Source organism: Aliiroseovarius crassostreae, from assembly GCF_001307765.1.
In the GTDB taxonomy this organism is placed as follows: Bacteria; Pseudomonadota; Alphaproteobacteria; order Rhodobacterales; family Rhodobacteraceae; genus Aliiroseovarius; species Aliiroseovarius crassostreae.
Genome location: NZ_LKBA01000006.1, coordinates 169,710 through 186,317, shown reverse-complemented (window position 1 = coordinate 186,317; position 16,608 = coordinate 169,710). Strand labels below are relative to the sequence as shown.

The following is a 16,608-nucleotide window of genomic DNA, read 5'->3' as shown; positions in this document are numbered from 1 at the left end:
GGGTTTTCTTGAGTGGTGGGGCATCTTTGGGAGAGAGAGGATGCCGCCTGGAAACCACTGTGATCGGGATCGCAACGCTCAGATGGCGTTGATATCCGCTCGGGTCAGACCGATATCCGCAAGTTCGCGGTCGGTCAGTTTCGACAGCGCAATACGGGTCGAGCGCGCGTCATTCCAAGCGGTTACAGCGGCAACGGCACGCTGAACTGCGATGGACAGACGGCCCCCGAAGGAAGAACCAGCGTGGTTCAACAGGGTGGGTTCGAAGACAGCCATTGTTCATGTCCTTAGATCAAGAAAACGAAGGGGGAGCACCATTGCTCACTCAGCGCCACTTAGGGGCGTTGTCCGGCCCGAGCAAGGCCGCAAATTGCATGTCCCCTATGCGTTTTTTGCAACGGGTCGCATTCGTGTTTCACGAGGTCGAAATCGGTCTGGGAATGAAGGGGCGTGGCGGAATTAACTGATTTTTAGAAAAAAGCTTTGGCTGTTGCGGTGTGGCTTGCCAGATGAGTGCCAAATGATCCTTGTCGCAAATGCGGGGTTTGCGACTCACCTGCCGGTCAGATCATTCCCTCTCCGTCCTCGTCATCCCGGCCCTCGCACGCCCTGTGCCGTCAGCCCTGCGACCAGCCGCCGCCGGACCCAGATCCTGCACCGTGCGCGGGCAGGTCTGCGCCACCGCCGCGCCGCAGACCTGCCGGGAGAGGCGGATTGTTCTGGCGCATGTTCTTGTTTCGTGCTAATTCGGAAGCAGCGGAAAAACCGCAACGCGACGGCAACGACAACAAACCGCAACGATAACTAAAGAGCAGGACTGCAGGATGCGCGTCATAGGAATTGACCCGGGGCTTCGCAACCTTGGCTGGGGGGTGATTGACACCGAAGGCGTGAAGATGCGCCATGTGGCAAACGGGATCTGCCATTCGAGCGGCACCGATCTTGGCCCACGGCTCCTGTCGCTGTTCGATCAGCTTTGCGATGTTTTCCAGATGCATCAACCGGACACGGCCGCGGTTGAGCATACTTTCGTCAACAAGGATGCGGTTGGCACGCTGAAACTCGGGCAGGCGCGCGGGATTGCCATGCTGGTGCCGGCCCGGTTCGGTCTGCAGATCGGGGAATACGCGCCGAACGCGGTGAAAAAGGCCGTGGTCGGGGTGGGGCATGCCGACAAACAGCAGGTGGAACATATGGTCAGGATGCAGCTTCCAGGGGTGAAGCTGGCCGGGGCGGATGCCTCTGACGCGCTGGCCATTGCCATCTGCCATGCCTTTCACGCACAAAGCGCGGGCAGGCTTTCGGACGTATTGAAAAGGGCAAATGCATGATTGGTAAAATTTCCGGGGTGCTGGAATATCGCGCTGAAGACCATGTTCTGATTGATGTGCGCGGCGTGGGCTATCTGGTCTATGTCTCGGACCGCACCATGTCCGCCTTGCCCGGCCCGGGGGAGGCGGTGGCGCTTTATACCGAGTTGCTGGTGCGTGAGGATATCTTGCAGCTTTTCGGCTTTACCTCGCTTCTTGAAAAGGAATGGCACCGGCTGCTGATCTCGGTGCAGGGGATTGGCGCCAAGGCGTCGATGGCGATCCTGTCGGCCTTGGGCCCGGACGGGGTCAGCCGTGCAATTGCGCTGGGCGACTGGAACGCGGTGAAAGCGGCAAAAGGTGTTGGCCCGAAAACCGCTCAGCGCGTCGTGAATGAACTCAAGGACAAGGCCGCGTCGGTCATGGCAATGGCCGGGCGGGGCGGATCGCTCTCTGAGGTCATGGACGTGGTCGAGGATGAGGGAGGGGAGGCCGCCGCGCCCAAACCCCGCAAAACCACACCGAAAGCCCCGCCCGCCAATGCGGCCGCGCAAAGCGAGGCGCTCTCGGCGCTGGGCAATCTGGGATATGGTCCGGGTGATGCGGCCTCCGCCGTGGCGCAGGCGATGGCGGACATCCCGCAGGCAGATACCGCAACGCTTATCCGCGCGGCGCTGAAACTGCTGGCGCCGAAGGGCTGATCAGGTAGAACAGACATATGACAGACCCGGATCCCACCCTGCGCGCCGCCCCGCGCCCCGAAGATCGCGCGATCGAACAGGATCGCGCCTTGCGGCCCGAGCGGCTGACCGATTTCATCGGTCAGGCCGAGGCTCGCGCCAACCTGCGCATTTTCATCGAAAGTGCCCGGCGTCGTGGGGAGGCCATGGATCATGTGCTCTTTCACGGCCCCCCCGGCCTGGGCAAAACCACTCTGGCGCAGATCATGGCGCGCGAGCTTGGGGTGAATTTTCGCATGACAAGCGGTCCGGTGCTGGCAAAAGCGGGGGATCTGGCGGCGATCCTGACCAATCTCGAAACCAATGACGTGTTGTTCATTGACGAAATCCACCGGCTGAACCCGGTTGTCGAAGAGGTGCTTTACCCGGCGATGGAAGATTTCGAGCTGGATCTGGTGATCGGTGAAGGCCCCGCGGCGCGCACGGTGCGGATTGAATTGCAGCCCTTCACGCTGGTGGGGGCAACCACGCGGCTGGGCCTGCTGACCACCCCTTTGCGCGACCGGTTTGGCATCCCGACGCGACTGCAATTCTACTCCGTGGATGAGCTGCATGAGATCGTGACCCGCAATGCCATCAAGCTGGGCACGCCCGCTGATGATGACGGCGCGCGAGAGATTGCCAAACGCGCCCGCGGCACGCCGCGGATTGCCGGGCGGCTTTTGCGCCGTGTGGTGGATTTTGCCGTGGTCGAAGGCGATGGGCGCATCGCGCGTGAGATTGCCGATGGGGCCCTTACGCGGCTTGGGGTTGACCATCTGGGGCTGGATGGCGCCGACCGGCGGTATCTTGGCCTGATGGCAGAGCATTACGGCGGTGGCCCGGTGGGGATCGAAACCCTTGCTGCGGCGCTGTCTGAAAGCCGTGATGCGCTGGAAGAGGTGATTGAACCCTTCCTTTTGCAGCAGGGCCTCATTCAGCGCACCCCTCGTGGGCGGATGCTGGGTCAAAAGGCGTGGCGTCACCTTGGGCTGGAGGCGCCCGAGGTGGTGGAGAAGACGCAGACCGACCTCTTTGGAAAGTGACGTTCGTGTGATTTGATTTTCTTGCCTCCGGCGGAGGTATTTGGAGCAAGAAAAAAAGACAATTGCGATTGCCCCCTTCGGCGCGAGAAATTATGGCTTTTGGGGATAAGACGAGAGGGCCGCGCCATGACACCTGACGAGATTCAGAGCTATTTCACCAACAAGAACGGGGCTTATGCTTTTGCCCGCTGGGGGCGGCCGATTGTGCCCGTGGTGTTCGGGGTCGAGGAAGAGACGCTTCAGGTTGTGAAAGGTGCGGTTGAGGCGGTGGTGGCGCTGGCCGGTCACAAGATGGCCGAGACCGACCCGGAGCTGGGCGCGAACCTGATGCTGTTTTTCTTTCGTGACTGGGATGAGCTGCTGGGGGTGCCCAATCTGGAAAAGATGGTGCCGGATCTTGAGCCGCTGGTGGCGCGCCTGAAAGGGGGTGGGGCCAGCCAGTATCGCGCGTTTCGGTTTGACGATCAGGGCGCCATTCAAGCCTGTTTTGTCTTTGTCTGCATGGCGGGTGAGATGGGCCAGCAGCCTGCCGAGACGATTGCCCTGACCCAGGCCGTGCAGGTGGTACTGTTGTGGGGGGACGGGGCGTTTTCGACGAAAAGCCCGCTGGCTGTGTTGTCGGAAACCGGTCAGGTGATCCTGCGTCCGGATGTGGCGGGGATCATTGCTGCCGCCTATGATCCGGTGATGCCGGTGGCGGCGGAGGATGCGAGCCATGCGCTGCGGCTTTTTGCAAGATTGCAGGCGACCCCTGCTGCGCCTGTCGCCGCCGGGGATGACACCAGACACTGATGCGCAGCTTTGTTGCCTGTCCCTGCTTTGCATTCTCGGGGCATTTGCGCCATATGTGATGCAGGTAACAGGCCGGGTGCTTTATTTAGGTGGCGCTGGGGCGGACGCTGGAGGCATTTGGCGGTCTGGAGCTGCCCCCGCTGACGCTCGACCGATTTGCGTTATGCCGCTCCGACCTGCACCCGGATGGGGCGCGTCACGAAATGCTGGCGGAATACAAGCTTGCGCTTTAAGTTGCAGAGCAAGGCAGTAAGAGGCCCCGATGCACCAGTTTCCGATCCGCGTTTACTACGAAGACACCGATATGGCGGGTATAGTTTATTACGCTAATTACCTGCGCTATATTGAGCGGGCCCGTTCTGACTGGGTGCGTGAGATTGGCGTGGATCAGAACGCGATGCGTGACGAAGGCGTGGTTCTTGCGGTGCGACGGGTTGAGGCGGATTACTTTGGATCGGCGCGGTTTGACGATGAACTGTCGGTGGAAACCGCCACCAACACCGTGACCGGCGCGCGGCTGGTGCTGGATCAGAAGGTCAGGCGGGGGGAAGAGGTGCTGTTCGAGGCGCAGGTCACCATTGTCTGTCTCGCGGATGGGCATCCGACCCGCCTGCCGGCAAATTTTCGCCAGAGTGTCAACTGAGGCTGCGAAATCCTGCCAGATGACGCGGTTTTGATAGCTTTCCCCGTGCCTTTGCGCTAATTTGGCGGCAAAACAGCCCCAAAGAGGGCGATGTGAGGCAGAGACAGAGCTATGGAAACCGAAACGCTTGCAGCGGCTGCGGAGATTGATTTCTCCTTTCTGGCCCTATTCCTTCGTGCAACCCTGACCGTGAAACTGGTTATGATCCTGCTGATTGTCGCCTCCTTCTGGTCCTGGGCCATCATTGTGACCAAACTGATTGCTTACCGGAAATCACAAGCCGAGGCGGCGGAATTTGACCGCATGTTCTGGTCGGGAGAGCCGCTGGACGAATTGTTCGAACAGGTGGGGGCTGCGCCCAACGCCGCACCGGAAAAGGTGTTTGCCGCCGGCATGATCGAATGGCGCCGCTCGCATCGTTCTGACGGGGGGCTGATTGCCGGGGCGCAGTCCCGCATCGACCGGTCGATGGATGTGGCGATTGCCAAGGAAGGCGAAAAACTCAATCAGGGACTGAGTTTCCTCGCCACCACCGCATCGACCGCGCCGTTTGTCGGGCTGTTCGGCACGGTCTGGGGCATCATGAACGCCTTTATCGAAATCGCCCAGCAACAGAACACCAACCTGGCCGTTGTGGCGCCGGGCATCGCCGAGGCGCTGCTCGCGACCGGCCTGGGCCTTCTGGCTGCGATCCCGGCTGCGGTCTTTTACAACAAACTGTCGGTGGACAGTGACAATATCCTCGCAGGTTACGAGGCATTTGCAGACGAGTTCGCCACCATCCTCAGCCGTCAGTTGGACAGTTGATATGGGGGCCGCTGTAAATCAGGGCGGCGCTGATCGCCGCGCCCGCCGGGGCCGCCGCCGGGGCAAACATCGCCGGATGATGGCCGAGATCAACATCACGCCCTTCGTGGATGTGATGCTGGTGCTTTTGATCATCTTCATGGTGGCCGCGCCACTGATGGTGGTGGGGGTGCCGGTGGAATTGCCGAAAACCGCCGCCACAGCCTTGCCTGCGGTAGAGGAAGAGCCGCTGACCGTGACCATTGACGCAGATGGTCGGGTGATGCTGCAAAAGACCGAGATTGCCCGGGAGGACCTGATTGGCAAGCTGCGTGCCGTGGCCGCAGAACGGTCTGATGACAAGGTGTTCCTGCGCGCAGATGGTGCGGTGAACTGGTCCGAGATTGCCACCGTGATGGGCGCTTTGAACGCTGCGGGCTTTACCAGCATCGGCATGGTGACCGATGGGGGTGGGCCGACCCTGGATGGGCAGGGAGGCTGATCCCTCATGCGCATCGGGCTTTATATTTCGGGGGCAGGCCATGTGCTCCTGATCCTGTGGCTCTTGTTCGGATCGCTGATTGGCTGGCGGGACGACGAGGTAAAGCTGCGCGTGTCTGATGTGTCGTTCATTTCCGAGGACGAGTTCGCGGCGATGACGGCGCCAAGGCCCGAAGCGGCTGTGGCGGACACGCCGCCTGCACCTGCGCCGGAACCTGAACCGACCCCGGCACCCGAACCTGAGCCCGCTCCTGCGCCGGAACCGGCGCCTCAGCCGCGCCCGGAACCAGAACCGGAGCCGACCCCAGAGCCGGAGCCGATCCCTGATCCCGTGCCGGAACCACCTGCACCGGAACCCGCCTTGCAGGATGCGCTGCGCGTGGCCCCGACACCGGCGCCCAAACCCGCGCCCGAGGCCGAGGTGGCACCCGAGCGGGTTGACGCGCCCAGCCCGCGGGAAGATGCAGATGCGACGCCCACGCCCGAGGTTGTCCCAGCCGCCCCGCAGGAAGCGACAACCGAGATCGTGACCGAGGCGAAGACCGCCGCGCCCACCAGCTCGGCCCGCCCGCGCGTGCGCCCGCAGAACCTGGACAAACCAACCCCGCCAAAACCACCCCAGCCGGAACCGCAAGCGCCCGCCAGTTCCGCCGCCAACGCGGTGGCCAGCGCCGTGAGTGACGCCATTGCCGGCGGAGAGCGTGACGTGCCCCAGCAGGACGCCCCCGAAGGCCCGCCACTCACCCGTGGCGAAAAAGAGGGGCTTCGTCTGGCGGTGAAACAGTGCTGGAATATCGGGTCCTCTTCGTCGGATGCCCTGCGCACCACGGTGGTGGTGATGGTGGATATGGACCGCGATGGAAAACCCAAGGCTGTGCGCCTTGCCAGTTGGGACGGACCCAGCCAATCCGCCGCTGATATCGCATATCAGGCGGCCCGCAGGGCAGTTCTGATCTGTGGCCGGTCCGGGTTTGACCTGCCGCAGGAAAAATATGGCCAATGGCGCCAGATCGAGATGACCTTCAACCCGGACAAGATGAGGATCAAATGAGACAGAAACATCGTATTGCAAAGCTGATGTCTGCGGCCATTCTGGCCGGGTTGAGTGCGCTGGGCGGGCCCGTGGGCATCGGGGCGGCCCAAGCGGAACCTCTGCGCATTGTTATTGATGACGGGATCATCGAACCCCTGCCTTTCGCGGCACCCAGTTTTCAGGCTGAAAACGCGGGGGCTGGGGAGTATGCAGCCAATATCTCGCGCCTGGTGGCGGCGGATCTTTCGGGAACCGGGCTGTTTCGGGAAATCCCCGCCTCGGCGCATATTTCGCGCATCACCAGTTTTGCAAGCCCGGTGGCCTATGAGGATTGGCGCGCGATCAATGCGCAGGCGCTGATCACCGGGGCCGTCAGCGAAAGCGGTGGCAACCTGACCGTCAAGTTCCGGGTCTTCGACGTGTTCTCGGGCCAGCCGCTGGGGGAAGGGTTGCAACTTGGCGGCCCGGTCAGTTCGTGGCGACGTATTGCCCATAAGGTGGCGGATACGGTTTATTCGCGCATCACCGGTGAAAGCGGCTATTTCGACAGTCGCGTGGTGTTCGTGGCTGAAAGCGGGCCAAAGAATGCCCGGCGCAAGCGGCTGGGCGTGATGGATTATGACGGCGCGAATGTGCAATACCTGACCGACAGTTCGTCTCTGGTGCTTGCCCCACGCTTTTCGCCCGCCGGCGACAAGGTGCTTTATACCAGCTATGAGACCGGTTTTCCGCAGGTGAATGTGCTGGATGTGACCTCGGTCTCGCGGCGGGTTCTGTCCTCGAAAGAGGGGACGATGACCTTTGCACCGCGTTTCTCACCCGATGGGACGCGTGTGGTCTATTCGCTGTCTGCCGGGGGCAATACCGATCTTTACGTGATGAATGTTAACGGGGGGGGCGAGCGGCGTCTGACCTCGGCGCCCTCAATCGAAACTGCGCCGAGCTATTCGCCGGATGGCCAGTATATCGTGTTTGAAAGCGACCGGTCGGGGACCCAGCAGCTTTATATCATGCCCGCCGCAGGGGGGGAGGCCAAGCGGATTTCCTTTGGCCCGGGCCGTTACGGGACCCCGGTCTGGTCGCCGCGTGGAGATATGATCGCCTTTACCAAGCAAAACTCCGGCCGGTTCCACATTGGCGTGATGCGCACGGATGGCAGCGAAGAGCGCCTGCTGACCGCATCGTTCCTGGATGAGGGGCCGAGCTGGGCCCCCAATGGGCGGGTGATCATGTTTACCCGCGAAAGCCAGGGGGCTGGCGGGGCCCCGGCGCTTTACTCGGTGGATATTTCCGGGCGGAACCTGCGTCGGGTGGTCACGGATGGCCCCGCGTCGGATCCGGCCTGGTCGCCGCTTTTGAAATAGAGGTGGAGATGGGCAGGGCTTGGCCGGTGACGCTGGGGCAGGTTTCCCCTTTCGCCCCGGATCTGCTAGGCTTATCGCTAAACAAGAGCAAAGAATTTATCACCGGACGTGGACACGTCGGACAGGATACAGGAACACATCATGAAAACTATGAGACTGACCGCAATTGTGATTGGCGCGCTGGCATTGGCGGGCTGTTCGAAAAGCCCGGCTGCCGTGGATGGCTATGGGGCTGGGGCGAACCAGATTGTGCCGGGCAGCGCCTCGGACCCGCGTTCCGCGGCCTATTTCCAGCAGACCATCGGGGATCGCGTTTTGTTTGCGGTGGATCAGTCCTCGATCAGCCCGGAAGGGGTGGATGTGCTGATGAAACAGGCGGCGTGGCTTTCGGAAAACCCGGCCTTTACCGCTGTGATCGAGGGGCATGCGGATGAACAGGGCACACGGGAATACAACCTTGCGCTGGGCGCCCGCCGCGCGTCTGCCGTTCAGAATTTCCTGATTGATCGCGGTGTGGCCCCGAACCGCCTGCGCACGGTAAGCTATGGCAAGGAACGTCCGATCGAGATCTGTTCAGACGAGAGCTGCTATGCCAAGAACCGCCGCGCGGTGACGGTGCTGGCGGCAGGTGGCCTGACCAGCTGAGGGAAGCCCCGGTTGGTGTCTGCATCTTGACATTGGCCGGGAGAGAGCTTTGGTTTTCTGAGAAAACTAGAAAACTAGAAAACTAGAAAACTAGAAAACTAGAAAACTAGAAAACTAGAAAACTAGAAAACTAGAAAACTAGAAAACTAGAAAACTAGAAAACTAGAAAACTAGAAAACTAGAAAACTAGTTTTCTGGTTTTGCAAAGAGGAAAGGTGGTTCAGATGCGAGCACAATTGATGGCAGCGACGCTTGCCCTGCTGGGCGGTCTCTCGGTGTTGCCTGCCGTGGCGCAGGACAGGGCGCAGTCCCTCGCTGATGTGCGTCAGGAACTGTCGCTTCTGTATGTCGAGGTTCAGTCGCTCAAGACCGAGCTTTCCACCACCGGTGCCCCGAATGTGGCCCCCGCTTTTGGATCCCCCTCGCAACGCCTGTCCACCATCGAAGGTGAAATGGCGCGGCTCACCGATAAGATCGAACAGCTGGAATTCAGGATCAACCAGATCGTGAAAGACGGCACCAACCGGATTTCCAATCTTGAGTTTCGCCTGGTGGAACTCGAAGGGGGCGATATCAGCCAGTTGGGCGAAACCACCACGCTGGGTGGCGATCTGCCTGCGCCGGTTGCGGTGGCCCCCCCGCCGCCTGCGGGCGGTGAACAGCTTGCGATCGGAGAGCAGGCCGATTTCGATGCGGCCTCTGCGGCGCTTGAGGCGGAACAGTTTGACGAGGCCGCGGCCCTGTTTGCCACTTTCCTTGATACCTATCCCGCCGGACCGCTGGCCGCACAGGCCCAGTTCCAACGGGGCGAGGCGCTGACCGGGGCGGGGGATGTGAAAAACGCGGCCCGCGCCTATCTGAATGCCTTTTCCGGGGCTCCCAACGGGGCCCACGCACCGGATGCGCTGTTTCGACTTGGCCAATCTCTGGGCCGGCTGGGGCAGTTGACCGAGGCCTGCGTGACGCTTTCGGAAGTGGGCAACCGCTTCCCCGGCAATCCGACCGTATCAGATGCCGAAGCAGAACGGGCGGCCTTGGGCTGCCAGTGATTTGGGCAGCCAGTGATGATGTCAGGGATGAACAGGCGGGTCGCAGATTTTCTTACCTCTCGAAACGGGCCGGATGGCCCGTTTTTGCATCTCGGCGTGGCGGTTTCCGGCGGCAGTGACAGCACGGCCCTTCTTCTGTTGTGCCATGACTGGGCGCGGCTGACCGGGGCCGCGATCACCGCATTTACCGTGGATCATGCGTTGCGTGATGGCTCTGCCGATGAAGCGGCGGCGGTGGCAAGGCTGTGTCAGCGGCTCGGCGTCGATCATGAGATCCTGACCTGGCGGGGCTTGGATGGGCAGGGCTCGGACAGGCAGGGCTGGGATGGGCAGGGGAACCTGCAGAATGCGGCCCGGCAGGCGCGTTATCACCTTCTGTCCAAAGCTGCCCGTAAGGCAGGCTGTGCGGCCGTGGCCCTGGGGCACACCAAAGAGGATCAGGCGGAAACCTTCCTGATGCGTCTGGCGCGCGGGTCCGGCGTCGATGGGCTGGCCGCGATGCGTGACGACTGGAGCGCAGATGGAATGCGTTGGCTGCGGCCCCTCCTGTCCGACCGGCGGGCGGCGTTGCGGGAAATGCTTGAGGCGCGCGGGGTGTCGTGGAGCGATGACCCCTCCAATGACAATCCGCGGTTTGACCGGGTGAAAATGCGCCATGCGATGCGGGATCTGGCAGAGCTGGGGCTGGATGTGGACCGGCTTGTGGCCACCGCGCAGGGGATGACACGGGCGCGCTCCGCCCTGACCCGGATGGCGCATGACGCGGCCTGTGCCCTTTGCCGGGTCGAGGCAGGGGATGTGGTGTTTGACACCGAGCCGTTTCGCGAATTGCCGGAAGAGATCCGCCTGCGGCTGTTGGCGGAGGCCGTCCGGTTTGTGTCTTCAACCCCTTACCGGCCACGGCTGGAGGCGCTGTTGCGCTCTCAGGAAGCCGCATGGGACCGGCAGAAAACCACGCTTCAGGGCTGCCTGATCCATCCGCACCGCTCTGGCCTGCGGATCACGCGCGAACTGGCGGCAATCGCGGATCATTCTGTGGCGCCGGGGCAGCTTTGGGATGGGCGCTGGCGGCTGGCGTCGGATCAGGGCGGAGAGATTCGTGCCTTGGGGGAGGGGATTTCCCAGGTCAAGCACTGGCGGGATGCAGGCCTGCCGCGCCCCACAGTGATGGCAAGCCCGGCGCTGTGGTCAAATTACCGTGTGATTGCCGCGCCATTGCTGGATAAACCCGGTGTGGCGGGCGCGAATTGCCGCATTCTGACCGCCCCAAGCTTGACGGATTTCCTTGCATCCGTTTTATCGCATTGAACATGGCGACTTCCGCCCTATTTTAAGGTAAGACGCTCTCTGACCATCGTGTCACGGAAATCAAAGGAGATCCCTCTTGGGCAATGCGAGAAATTTCGCCTTCTGGATTGTGCTGTTTCTGCTGATCCTGACCCTGTTCAACCTGTTTTCAAACGGGCAGGCCTCGATGTCGTCATCGAAGGTCAGCTATACAGAGTTTGTTGCCGCACTGGAGGGGGGACAGGTGCAGTCCGCCACGATTGATGGCGAGGAACTGACCTACCAGGCCTCGGATGGGAAAGTGTTTTCCACTGTTCTGCCCAGCGATTCCGATGTGTCGGACAAGCTGCTGGCGAAAAACGTGGACATCAAGGTTGAGCCGCAGCGGCAATCGGGGTTCATGAGCCTTCTGACCCTGCTCCTGCCGGTGATTCTGCTGATCGGGTTCTGGTTCTTCATGATGAACCGGATGCAGGGCGGTGGCAAAGGCGGCGCGATGGGCTTTGGCAAATCCAAGGCCAAGATGCTGACCGAACGCGAAGGCCGTGTGACCTTTGACGATGTGGCCGGCATTGACGAAGCCAAGGAAGAGCTGGAAGAGATTGTCGAGTTCCTGCGCAATCCGCAGAAGTTTTCGCGCCTTGGCGGCACGATCCCCAAAGGCGCGCTGCTGGTGGGCCCTCCGGGCACTGGTAAAACGCTGCTGGCCCGCGCCATTGCGGGCGAAGCAGGTGTGCCCTTCTTCACCATTTCCGGGTCGGATTTCGTGGAAATGTTCGTGGGTGTCGGCGCGTCACGCGTCCGTGACATGTTCGAACAGGCCAAGAAAAACGCGCCCTGCATCGTCTTCATCGACGAGATCGACGCCGTGGGTCGTCATCGTGGCGCCGGTTATGGTGGCGGCAATGACGAGCGCGAACAGACGCTCAACCAGCTGCTGGTTGAAATGGACGGGTTTGAGGCCAATGAGGGTGTTATCATCCTGGCCGCGACCAACCGTCGTGACGTTCTGGACCCGGCGCTCTTGCGTCCCGGCCGTTTCGACCGTCAGGTCACCGTGCCGAACCCGGACATCAAGGGTCGTGAGAAGATCCTTGGCGTGCATGCCCGCAAAGTGCCGCTGGGCCCGGATGCGGATATGCGCATCATTGCGCGTGGTACGCCGGGGTTTTCGGGTGCTGATCTGGCAAACCTTGTGAATGAGGCCGCGCTGATGGCTGCGCGCGTGGGCCGCCGATTTGTCACCATGGAAGATTTCGAGAACGCGAAAGATAAGGTGATGATGGGGGCCGAGCGCCGTTCGATGGTGCTGACGGATGATCAGAAGGAAAAGACCGCTTATCACGAAGCGGGGCACGCCGTGGTTGGCCTCAAGCTGCCGCAATGTGATCCGGTCTATAAGGCGACCATTATCCCGCGCGGCGGTGCGCTGGGTATGGTGGTGTCCCTGCCCGAGATCGACCGCCTGAACTGGCATCTGTCGGAATGTGAAGAAAAGCTGGCGATGACCATGGCGGGCAAGGCGGCCGAAATCATCAAATATGGTGCAGAGAACGTCTCGAACGGCCCCGCTGGCGACATCCAGCAGGCATCGGGTCTGGCGCGCGCCATGGTGATGCGCTGGGGCATGTCCGACAAGGTCGGCAATATCGACTATGCCGAAGCGGCTGAGGGCTATTCGGGCAATACCGCCGGTTTCTCGGTTTCGGCCCATACCAAAGAGCTGATCGAGGATGAGGTGAAACGCTTTATCCAGAACGGCTATGACACCGCGTTCAGGATCCTCACCGAACATAAAGAGGAGTGGGACCGTCTGGCGCAGGGCTTGCTTGAATACGAAACCCTGACGGGTGCGGAAATTCAGCGCGTGATGGATGGTCAGCCGCCGCAGGCCGGCGATGATGAGGCCGACACCCCGGATGATGGCGCCGCTTCGGTCACGGCCATTCCGAAAACCAAGCCGCGGGTAAAGCCCAGTGCCGGTGGGGATGCGGAACCGGAACCCACCGCATAAGCCACAACAAAGATAAAAGACACCGCCCCGAGGGAACCCTTGGGGCGGTTTTCATTTGTCCGGTCTGCATACGAAAGCGACATGCCGCCGATCCGGGTAAAAGAGATTTCAATACAGGGTGTTGCCTGTAGCAATGAGGGTGCGCTGGGCAGCCCTTAAGAGAGAAGGCCTGCCTTGGAGAGATGGGTTAGGAGTAAAAGATGGACGATCTCGGGTTTTTCAAATTCATCTGGCGGTTCAATGCGCTGGCGCTTGCCGGCATATTGGTTCTGGTTGCGGGGGTTTTTACCTGGCAGGTTGTGCTTAAAGATGTGCTGCGCGATCGCAGCGCGCGGGAAGTGGTCAATATTGATCCGGAGGATACGACCCTTGTTGAAACCCGTGTGATCCGCGTGAACGGGCCGGTGGCCGGGCAGGGGCTGTTTCGGGTGAGCCTGGTGGCCGAACAGGGATATGACAGCGGTTATGCCTCAAAAGATACTTATGATTCGGTGTTGAACACGGGGTTCTATGATCCATCGACGGGCGTGACCCGTTGGGTCTTTTCCGGCAACGAGCAGCTGATCACCAATGTCGAAGGGCTCTATGGTGAAACGCCGGGGGAACAGCGCGTGAAGGACCGGCCCGTGCGGGGATATCTGCTGACATTTGTGGATCAGGACAGCTCCGGCGACAGGCGCCTGTCGCATTCCGACCGGAAATCGGTGATGGCGCTTGGCCCGGACGGGCAGGGCGGCACGGTGATCTTGTCTGACCTGACGGCGGCCCCTCAGATCTGGGGATTGGAAGGGGGCGCGGTTGTGCTGTTTTACGAAAAGGACGGCGCGCGGTTCTCGGCCCAATATGATCCCGACACAGGCACGCTTGGTCGGGTTTCTGAAATTCTTTATCCCTGAGGGGATGCGCTTTGCAGATGGGGTGGGCCGCTGTGTTTGGCCGGGCAGGGCTTCAGCCCCCGGCCTGCCCCTTGCCTGTCCTGTCCAGCCCGCCTGACGGGCTGGAGGATATCTTGACCTTACAGCGCCCGCGCCTGGGCAAATGAAAGAAGGCACTTGCTGTTCTCATCCCACAGGTGCAGCCGCGCATTGGCAAAGCTTTCGCGGATCGTCATCGTATAGGCTTCTTCGGCAAGTTCAGCATGATCGCGCAGCACGTCGGGCAGGCGGTAGAACGGGATGCGGCTGTAAAGGAGCGTGTGGCTCTGTCCCATTCAGGCACAATAAACACATCATCGGGATTGAGAGCAGCAATAGCCCTCTTCAATTCAGGTCGCGCGGTCATGGTTTTCCCGCTCGCCTTTTCGCTGAAAATGAGTTCACAGCCCTCTGCCTTCAGGGCGGCAAGCTGTCGGTCGATATTCTGTTGCGGTGTGCTGACGCGGGCATATCCAGTTTATGCAACAGACTTATGCAACATCCAAGTTATTGGAAATAAAGAGGGCAGGGGAGTGTTGCAAAAGTTCTGACATTTGCAACACCAAAATATCAGCGCATTACGAACGCAACCTGCTAAATGCGAATGCTATTGGATAACAAACAAACACTGCGTATTTATCCATTCAAATATTGCTCTGGTTTTGCAATGTTTCAGGTGAAAAAAATTATAGGGATTCAAACTATGGAATTTGTACTTTTGATGCTTTTAGACTTTAGGCCTGCAAATCAAGGATACCACATTTTCACAGCCGAGTTTAACAGCAAAGATAATTGCTTGAGGGCGGCAGAACATTACATCTCAGCTATGTATACCGTACCATCATTGCTTTATGGTGATTTTGTCGACTATTTAGAATGGGCAGATTTACCCAACTCCGCCATTACCAATGGCGACGAAGCCGCTCAGTCTTTCGTCGTATTCTCCACTGTCCCAATAGATGGTATAGAGAACCGGCAAATCGCAACTTTCACATGTGCTCCTAAATGACCCGCTAATTTCGGGTAGCTTCCCAACACCTCACCACTAGGCGTCCCACGTCGATGCTCTGCCACCCAATCGAAGGCAGTTTCCAAATGATTTTGGAAACTGCCACGTGGCGAACGTAGGGGTAGCAAGAGCAAGGGCGACAGCTAGAATTTTTTTGCCGCGCGAGGCATGCCCGCAGGGCAGGGGAAAACAATCTGGCTGGCGGGCCCCCCACCTGTTCCCTGCCTGTCCCGTCCAGCCCGCCTGACGGGCTGGAGGATATCTTGACCTTACAGCGCCCGCGCCTGGGCAAATGAAAGAAGGCACTTGCTGTTCTCATCCCACAGGTGCAGCCGCGCATTGGCAAAGCTTTCGCGGATCGTCATCGTATAGGCTTCTTCGGCAAGTTCAGCATGATCGCGCAGCACGTCGGGCAGGCGGTAGAACGGGATGCGGCTGTAAAGGTGATGCACATGGTGGATGCCGATATTGGCGCTGAACCATTGCAGCAGTTTCGGCAGGCGGTAATAGGACGAGCCATGCAGGGCGGCTTCGTGCAGGTTCCAGTTCTCGTTCATATCCCATTGGGTGGTTTCGAACTGGTGCTGCACGTAAAACAGCCACACACCAGCGGTGGCCGCGACCAGCGTGGTGGGAACAAAGATCAACAGAAGCGGCATCAGCCCGCCAAACCAGTAGATCGCGCCAAGTGCTGCGATGATCGCGAGGTTGGTCAGCATCGCGCTGATCCAGTAGCGGGCGCTGTTCATCAACCCGATCGGCAGGCGGTTCTGCAGATAAAAGAGATAGCTGGGGCCAAGGCCGAACAGGGTCACCGGGTGGCGGTAAAGGCGGTAATGCAGCTGCCCCCAGCGCGACAGCGCGTTATATTCCGCCACGGTCAGAGTATGGACATCCCCCATCCCGCGCTTATCCAGATTGCCGGCGGTTGAGTGGTGCACGGAATGGGTGCGCCGCCACACGTCATAAGGGGTGAGGGTCAGAACCCCCAGCCCGCGGCCGATCCAGTCGCTAAGCTGTCGGTTCTTGTAATAGGCCCCGTGGCCACAATCATGCTGGATCGCAAAAAGTCGCAGCAGGAAGGCCGCATTCAAAACGGACAGCGCAAATGCCAGCACATAGCTGACGGACAGTGCCCACCAGGCCAGCGCCCAGAGGGCGAGGAAGGGCAGGAGGCTGATGGCAAGCTCGATGCTGCTGCGCAGGGTGTCCGGATCGCGGTATTCCGCCAGGGTCGAAACCCATTCACGCGCCGAGCGTGTGCCAGGTTGCGTTTCTGTTTTTGCCTGTGTTTTTGTCTGTGTCCGGGGGGAACTGTTTGCTGCCATCTGCCTGTCATGTCCTGTCTATGCCCGGTTCGGATAGACTATTCACAGCCTCTTGCAAAGCAAATGCGGTCGAAAAGCGGATATCGGCCCTCCGTGGGGATGAAAGACGCCGCCCACGCGGAGTGTTTGCAACCTTGGGGCGGGTCAGATGCGATGACACCCCGTGAA

At 60.3% G+C, this 16,608-nt stretch carries 19 protein-coding genes and 1 pseudogene; 16 read left to right on the top strand and 4 right to left on the bottom strand.

Annotated features, from left to right (window positions below; genetic code table 11):
- Positions 1-78 precede the first annotated feature (78 nt).
- The gene (locus AKJ29_RS07185) at positions 79-276 is read right to left on the bottom strand and encodes a DUF1127 domain-containing protein (protein WP_055189430.1); all 198 of its coding nucleotides are present in this window, start codon (positions 274-276) and stop codon (positions 79-81) included.
- A 548-nt stretch (positions 277-824) separates the two neighbouring features.
- On the opposite strand from AKJ29_RS07185, the gene ruvC reads away from it, so the two are divergent.
- The 15 genes from ruvC (at position 825) to AKJ29_RS07115 (ending at position 14,085) form a co-directional block, all read left to right on the top strand.
- On the top strand, positions 825-1,331 hold the full coding sequence (gene ruvC, locus AKJ29_RS07180) for a crossover junction endodeoxyribonuclease RuvC (protein ID WP_055189427.1): 507 nt from the start codon (positions 825-827) through the stop codon (positions 1,329-1,331).
- A complete protein-coding gene (gene ruvA, locus AKJ29_RS07175; RefSeq protein WP_055189425.1) occupies positions 1,328-2,011 on the top strand; it encodes a Holliday junction branch migration protein RuvA in 684 nt (227 codons plus the stop codon). The genes ruvC and ruvA overlap by 4 nt, the downstream gene beginning before the upstream one ends.
- Before the next feature lie 17 nt (positions 2,012-2,028).
- Complete coding sequence (gene ruvB / locus AKJ29_RS07170; protein ID WP_055189423.1) at positions 2,029-3,075, top strand: Holliday junction branch migration DNA helicase RuvB; 1,047 nt, start codon at positions 2,029-2,031, stop codon at positions 3,073-3,075.
- A gap of 126 nt (positions 3,076-3,201) precedes the next feature.
- A complete protein-coding gene (locus AKJ29_RS07165) occupies positions 3,202-3,867 on the top strand; it encodes a type 2 periplasmic-binding domain-containing protein (protein ID WP_055189421.1) in 666 nt (221 codons plus the stop codon).
- 89 nt (positions 3,868-3,956) lie between these two features.
- Positions 3,957-4,100, top strand: coding sequence for a hypothetical protein (locus AKJ29_RS19630; protein ID WP_161805383.1), 144 nt, complete (start codon positions 3,957-3,959; stop codon positions 4,098-4,100).
- A gap of 29 nt (positions 4,101-4,129) precedes the next feature.
- Positions 4,130-4,510 carry a tol-pal system-associated acyl-CoA thioesterase gene (gene ybgC / locus AKJ29_RS07160; protein WP_055189419.1) on the top strand — a complete coding sequence of 127 codons (381 nt, stop codon included), beginning with the start codon at positions 4,130-4,132 and terminating at the stop codon, positions 4,508-4,510.
- A gap of 111 nt (positions 4,511-4,621) precedes the next feature.
- Positions 4,622-5,317 (top strand): protein TolQ, encoded by a 696-nt coding sequence (gene tolQ / locus AKJ29_RS07155; RefSeq protein WP_055189417.1) that lies wholly within the window; start codon positions 4,622-4,624, stop codon positions 5,315-5,317.
- A 1-nt stretch (position 5,318) separates the two neighbouring features.
- Positions 5,319-5,798, top strand: a complete 480-nt coding sequence (tolR, locus tag AKJ29_RS07150) for a protein TolR (RefSeq protein WP_055189415.1) — start codon at positions 5,319-5,321, stop codon at positions 5,796-5,798.
- A 6-nt stretch (positions 5,799-5,804) separates the two neighbouring features.
- Positions 5,805-6,848 (top strand): hypothetical protein, encoded by a 1,044-nt coding sequence (locus tag AKJ29_RS07145; RefSeq protein ID WP_055189413.1) that lies wholly within the window; start codon positions 5,805-5,807, stop codon positions 6,846-6,848.
- Positions 6,849-6,874: 26 nt separating this feature from the next.
- Positions 6,875-8,194, top strand: a complete 1,320-nt coding sequence (gene tolB, locus AKJ29_RS07140; RefSeq protein WP_082392565.1) for a Tol-Pal system beta propeller repeat protein TolB — start codon at positions 6,875-6,877, stop codon at positions 8,192-8,194.
- 141 nt (positions 8,195-8,335) lie between these two features.
- Complete coding sequence (gene pal, locus AKJ29_RS07135) at positions 8,336-8,839, top strand: peptidoglycan-associated lipoprotein Pal (protein ID WP_055189409.1); 504 nt, start codon at positions 8,336-8,338, stop codon at positions 8,837-8,839.
- A gap of 224 nt (positions 8,840-9,063) precedes the next feature.
- Positions 9,064-9,888, top strand: a complete 825-nt coding sequence (gene ybgF / locus AKJ29_RS07130; protein ID WP_055189407.1) for a tol-pal system protein YbgF — start codon at positions 9,064-9,066, stop codon at positions 9,886-9,888.
- Between the two features lie 27 nt (positions 9,889-9,915).
- A complete protein-coding gene (tilS, locus tag AKJ29_RS07125; protein WP_055189405.1) occupies positions 9,916-11,196 on the top strand; it encodes a tRNA lysidine(34) synthetase TilS in 1,281 nt (426 codons plus the stop codon).
- 76 nt (positions 11,197-11,272) lie between these two features.
- Positions 11,273-13,189 carry an ATP-dependent zinc metalloprotease FtsH gene (gene ftsH, locus AKJ29_RS07120; protein ID WP_055189403.1) on the top strand — a complete coding sequence of 639 codons (1,917 nt, stop codon included), beginning with the start codon at positions 11,273-11,275 and terminating at the stop codon, positions 13,187-13,189.
- Positions 13,190-13,389: 200 nt separating this feature from the next.
- Positions 13,390-14,085, top strand: a complete 696-nt coding sequence (locus AKJ29_RS07115; RefSeq protein ID WP_055189401.1) for a hypothetical protein — start codon at positions 13,390-13,392, stop codon at positions 14,083-14,085.
- Between the two features lie 119 nt (positions 14,086-14,204).
- Here AKJ29_RS07115 and AKJ29_RS19235 read toward each other — a convergent pair.
- A pseudogene (locus AKJ29_RS19235) lies at positions 14,205-14,378 on the bottom strand (fatty acid desaturase); the annotation flags it as partial.
- Positions 14,297-14,524, bottom strand: coding sequence for a recombinase family protein (locus AKJ29_RS18650; protein WP_235477391.1), 228 nt, complete (start codon positions 14,522-14,524; stop codon positions 14,297-14,299). The pseudogene AKJ29_RS19235 and the gene AKJ29_RS18650, both read right to left, overlap by 82 nt.
- Positions 14,525-14,713: 189 nt before the next feature.
- Here AKJ29_RS18650 and AKJ29_RS07105 point away from each other — a divergent pair, with 189 nt between their 5' ends.
- Positions 14,714-15,112 (top strand): hypothetical protein, encoded by a 399-nt coding sequence (locus AKJ29_RS07105; protein WP_139231545.1) that lies wholly within the window; start codon positions 14,714-14,716, stop codon positions 15,110-15,112.
- 269 nt (positions 15,113-15,381) lie between these two features.
- Here the strand turns inward: AKJ29_RS07105 and AKJ29_RS07100 are convergent, their stop codons facing one another.
- Positions 15,382-16,440, bottom strand: coding sequence for a fatty acid desaturase (locus tag AKJ29_RS07100; RefSeq protein WP_055189395.1), 1,059 nt, complete (start codon positions 16,438-16,440; stop codon positions 15,382-15,384).
- Between the last annotated feature and the right edge of the window lie 168 nt (positions 16,441-16,608).

Excerpts from the sequence above, each read along its gene's own strand:
- ybgF (WP_055189407.1), top strand. The coding sequence starts at position 9,064 with ATGCGAGCACAATTGATGGCAGCGACGCTTGCCCTGCTGGGCGGTCTC.
- AKJ29_RS07185 (WP_055189430.1), bottom strand. The coding sequence starts at position 276 with ATGGCTGTCTTCGAACCCACCCTGTTGAACCACGCTGGTTCTTCCTTC.
- tolR (WP_055189415.1), top strand. The coding sequence starts at position 5,319 with ATGGGGGCCGCTGTAAATCAGGGCGGCGCTGATCGCCGCGCCCGCCGG.
- AKJ29_RS07145 (WP_055189413.1), top strand. The coding sequence starts at position 5,805 with ATGCGCATCGGGCTTTATATTTCGGGGGCAGGCCATGTGCTCCTGATC.
- tolB (WP_082392565.1), top strand. The coding sequence starts at position 6,875 with ATGTCTGCGGCCATTCTGGCCGGGTTGAGTGCGCTGGGCGGGCCCGTG.
- ybgC (WP_055189419.1), top strand. The coding sequence starts at position 4,130 with ATGCACCAGTTTCCGATCCGCGTTTACTACGAAGACACCGATATGGCG.
- tolQ (WP_055189417.1), top strand. The coding sequence starts at position 4,622 with ATGGAAACCGAAACGCTTGCAGCGGCTGCGGAGATTGATTTCTCCTTT.
- AKJ29_RS07165 (WP_055189421.1), top strand. The coding sequence starts at position 3,202 with ATGACACCTGACGAGATTCAGAGCTATTTCACCAACAAGAACGGGGCT.
- ruvA (WP_055189425.1), top strand. The coding sequence starts at position 1,328 with ATGATTGGTAAAATTTCCGGGGTGCTGGAATATCGCGCTGAAGACCAT.
- ruvC (WP_055189427.1), top strand. The coding sequence starts at position 825 with ATGCGCGTCATAGGAATTGACCCGGGGCTTCGCAACCTTGGCTGGGGG.
- tilS (WP_055189405.1), top strand. The coding sequence starts at position 9,916 with ATGAACAGGCGGGTCGCAGATTTTCTTACCTCTCGAAACGGGCCGGAT.
- AKJ29_RS07100 (WP_055189395.1), bottom strand. The coding sequence starts at position 16,440 with ATGGCAGCAAACAGTTCCCCCCGGACACAGACAAAAACACAGGCAAAA.
- ruvB (WP_055189423.1), top strand. The coding sequence starts at position 2,029 with ATGACAGACCCGGATCCCACCCTGCGCGCCGCCCCGCGCCCCGAAGAT.
- AKJ29_RS07115 (WP_055189401.1), top strand. The coding sequence starts at position 13,390 with ATGGACGATCTCGGGTTTTTCAAATTCATCTGGCGGTTCAATGCGCTG.
- pal (WP_055189409.1), top strand. The coding sequence starts at position 8,336 with ATGAAAACTATGAGACTGACCGCAATTGTGATTGGCGCGCTGGCATTG.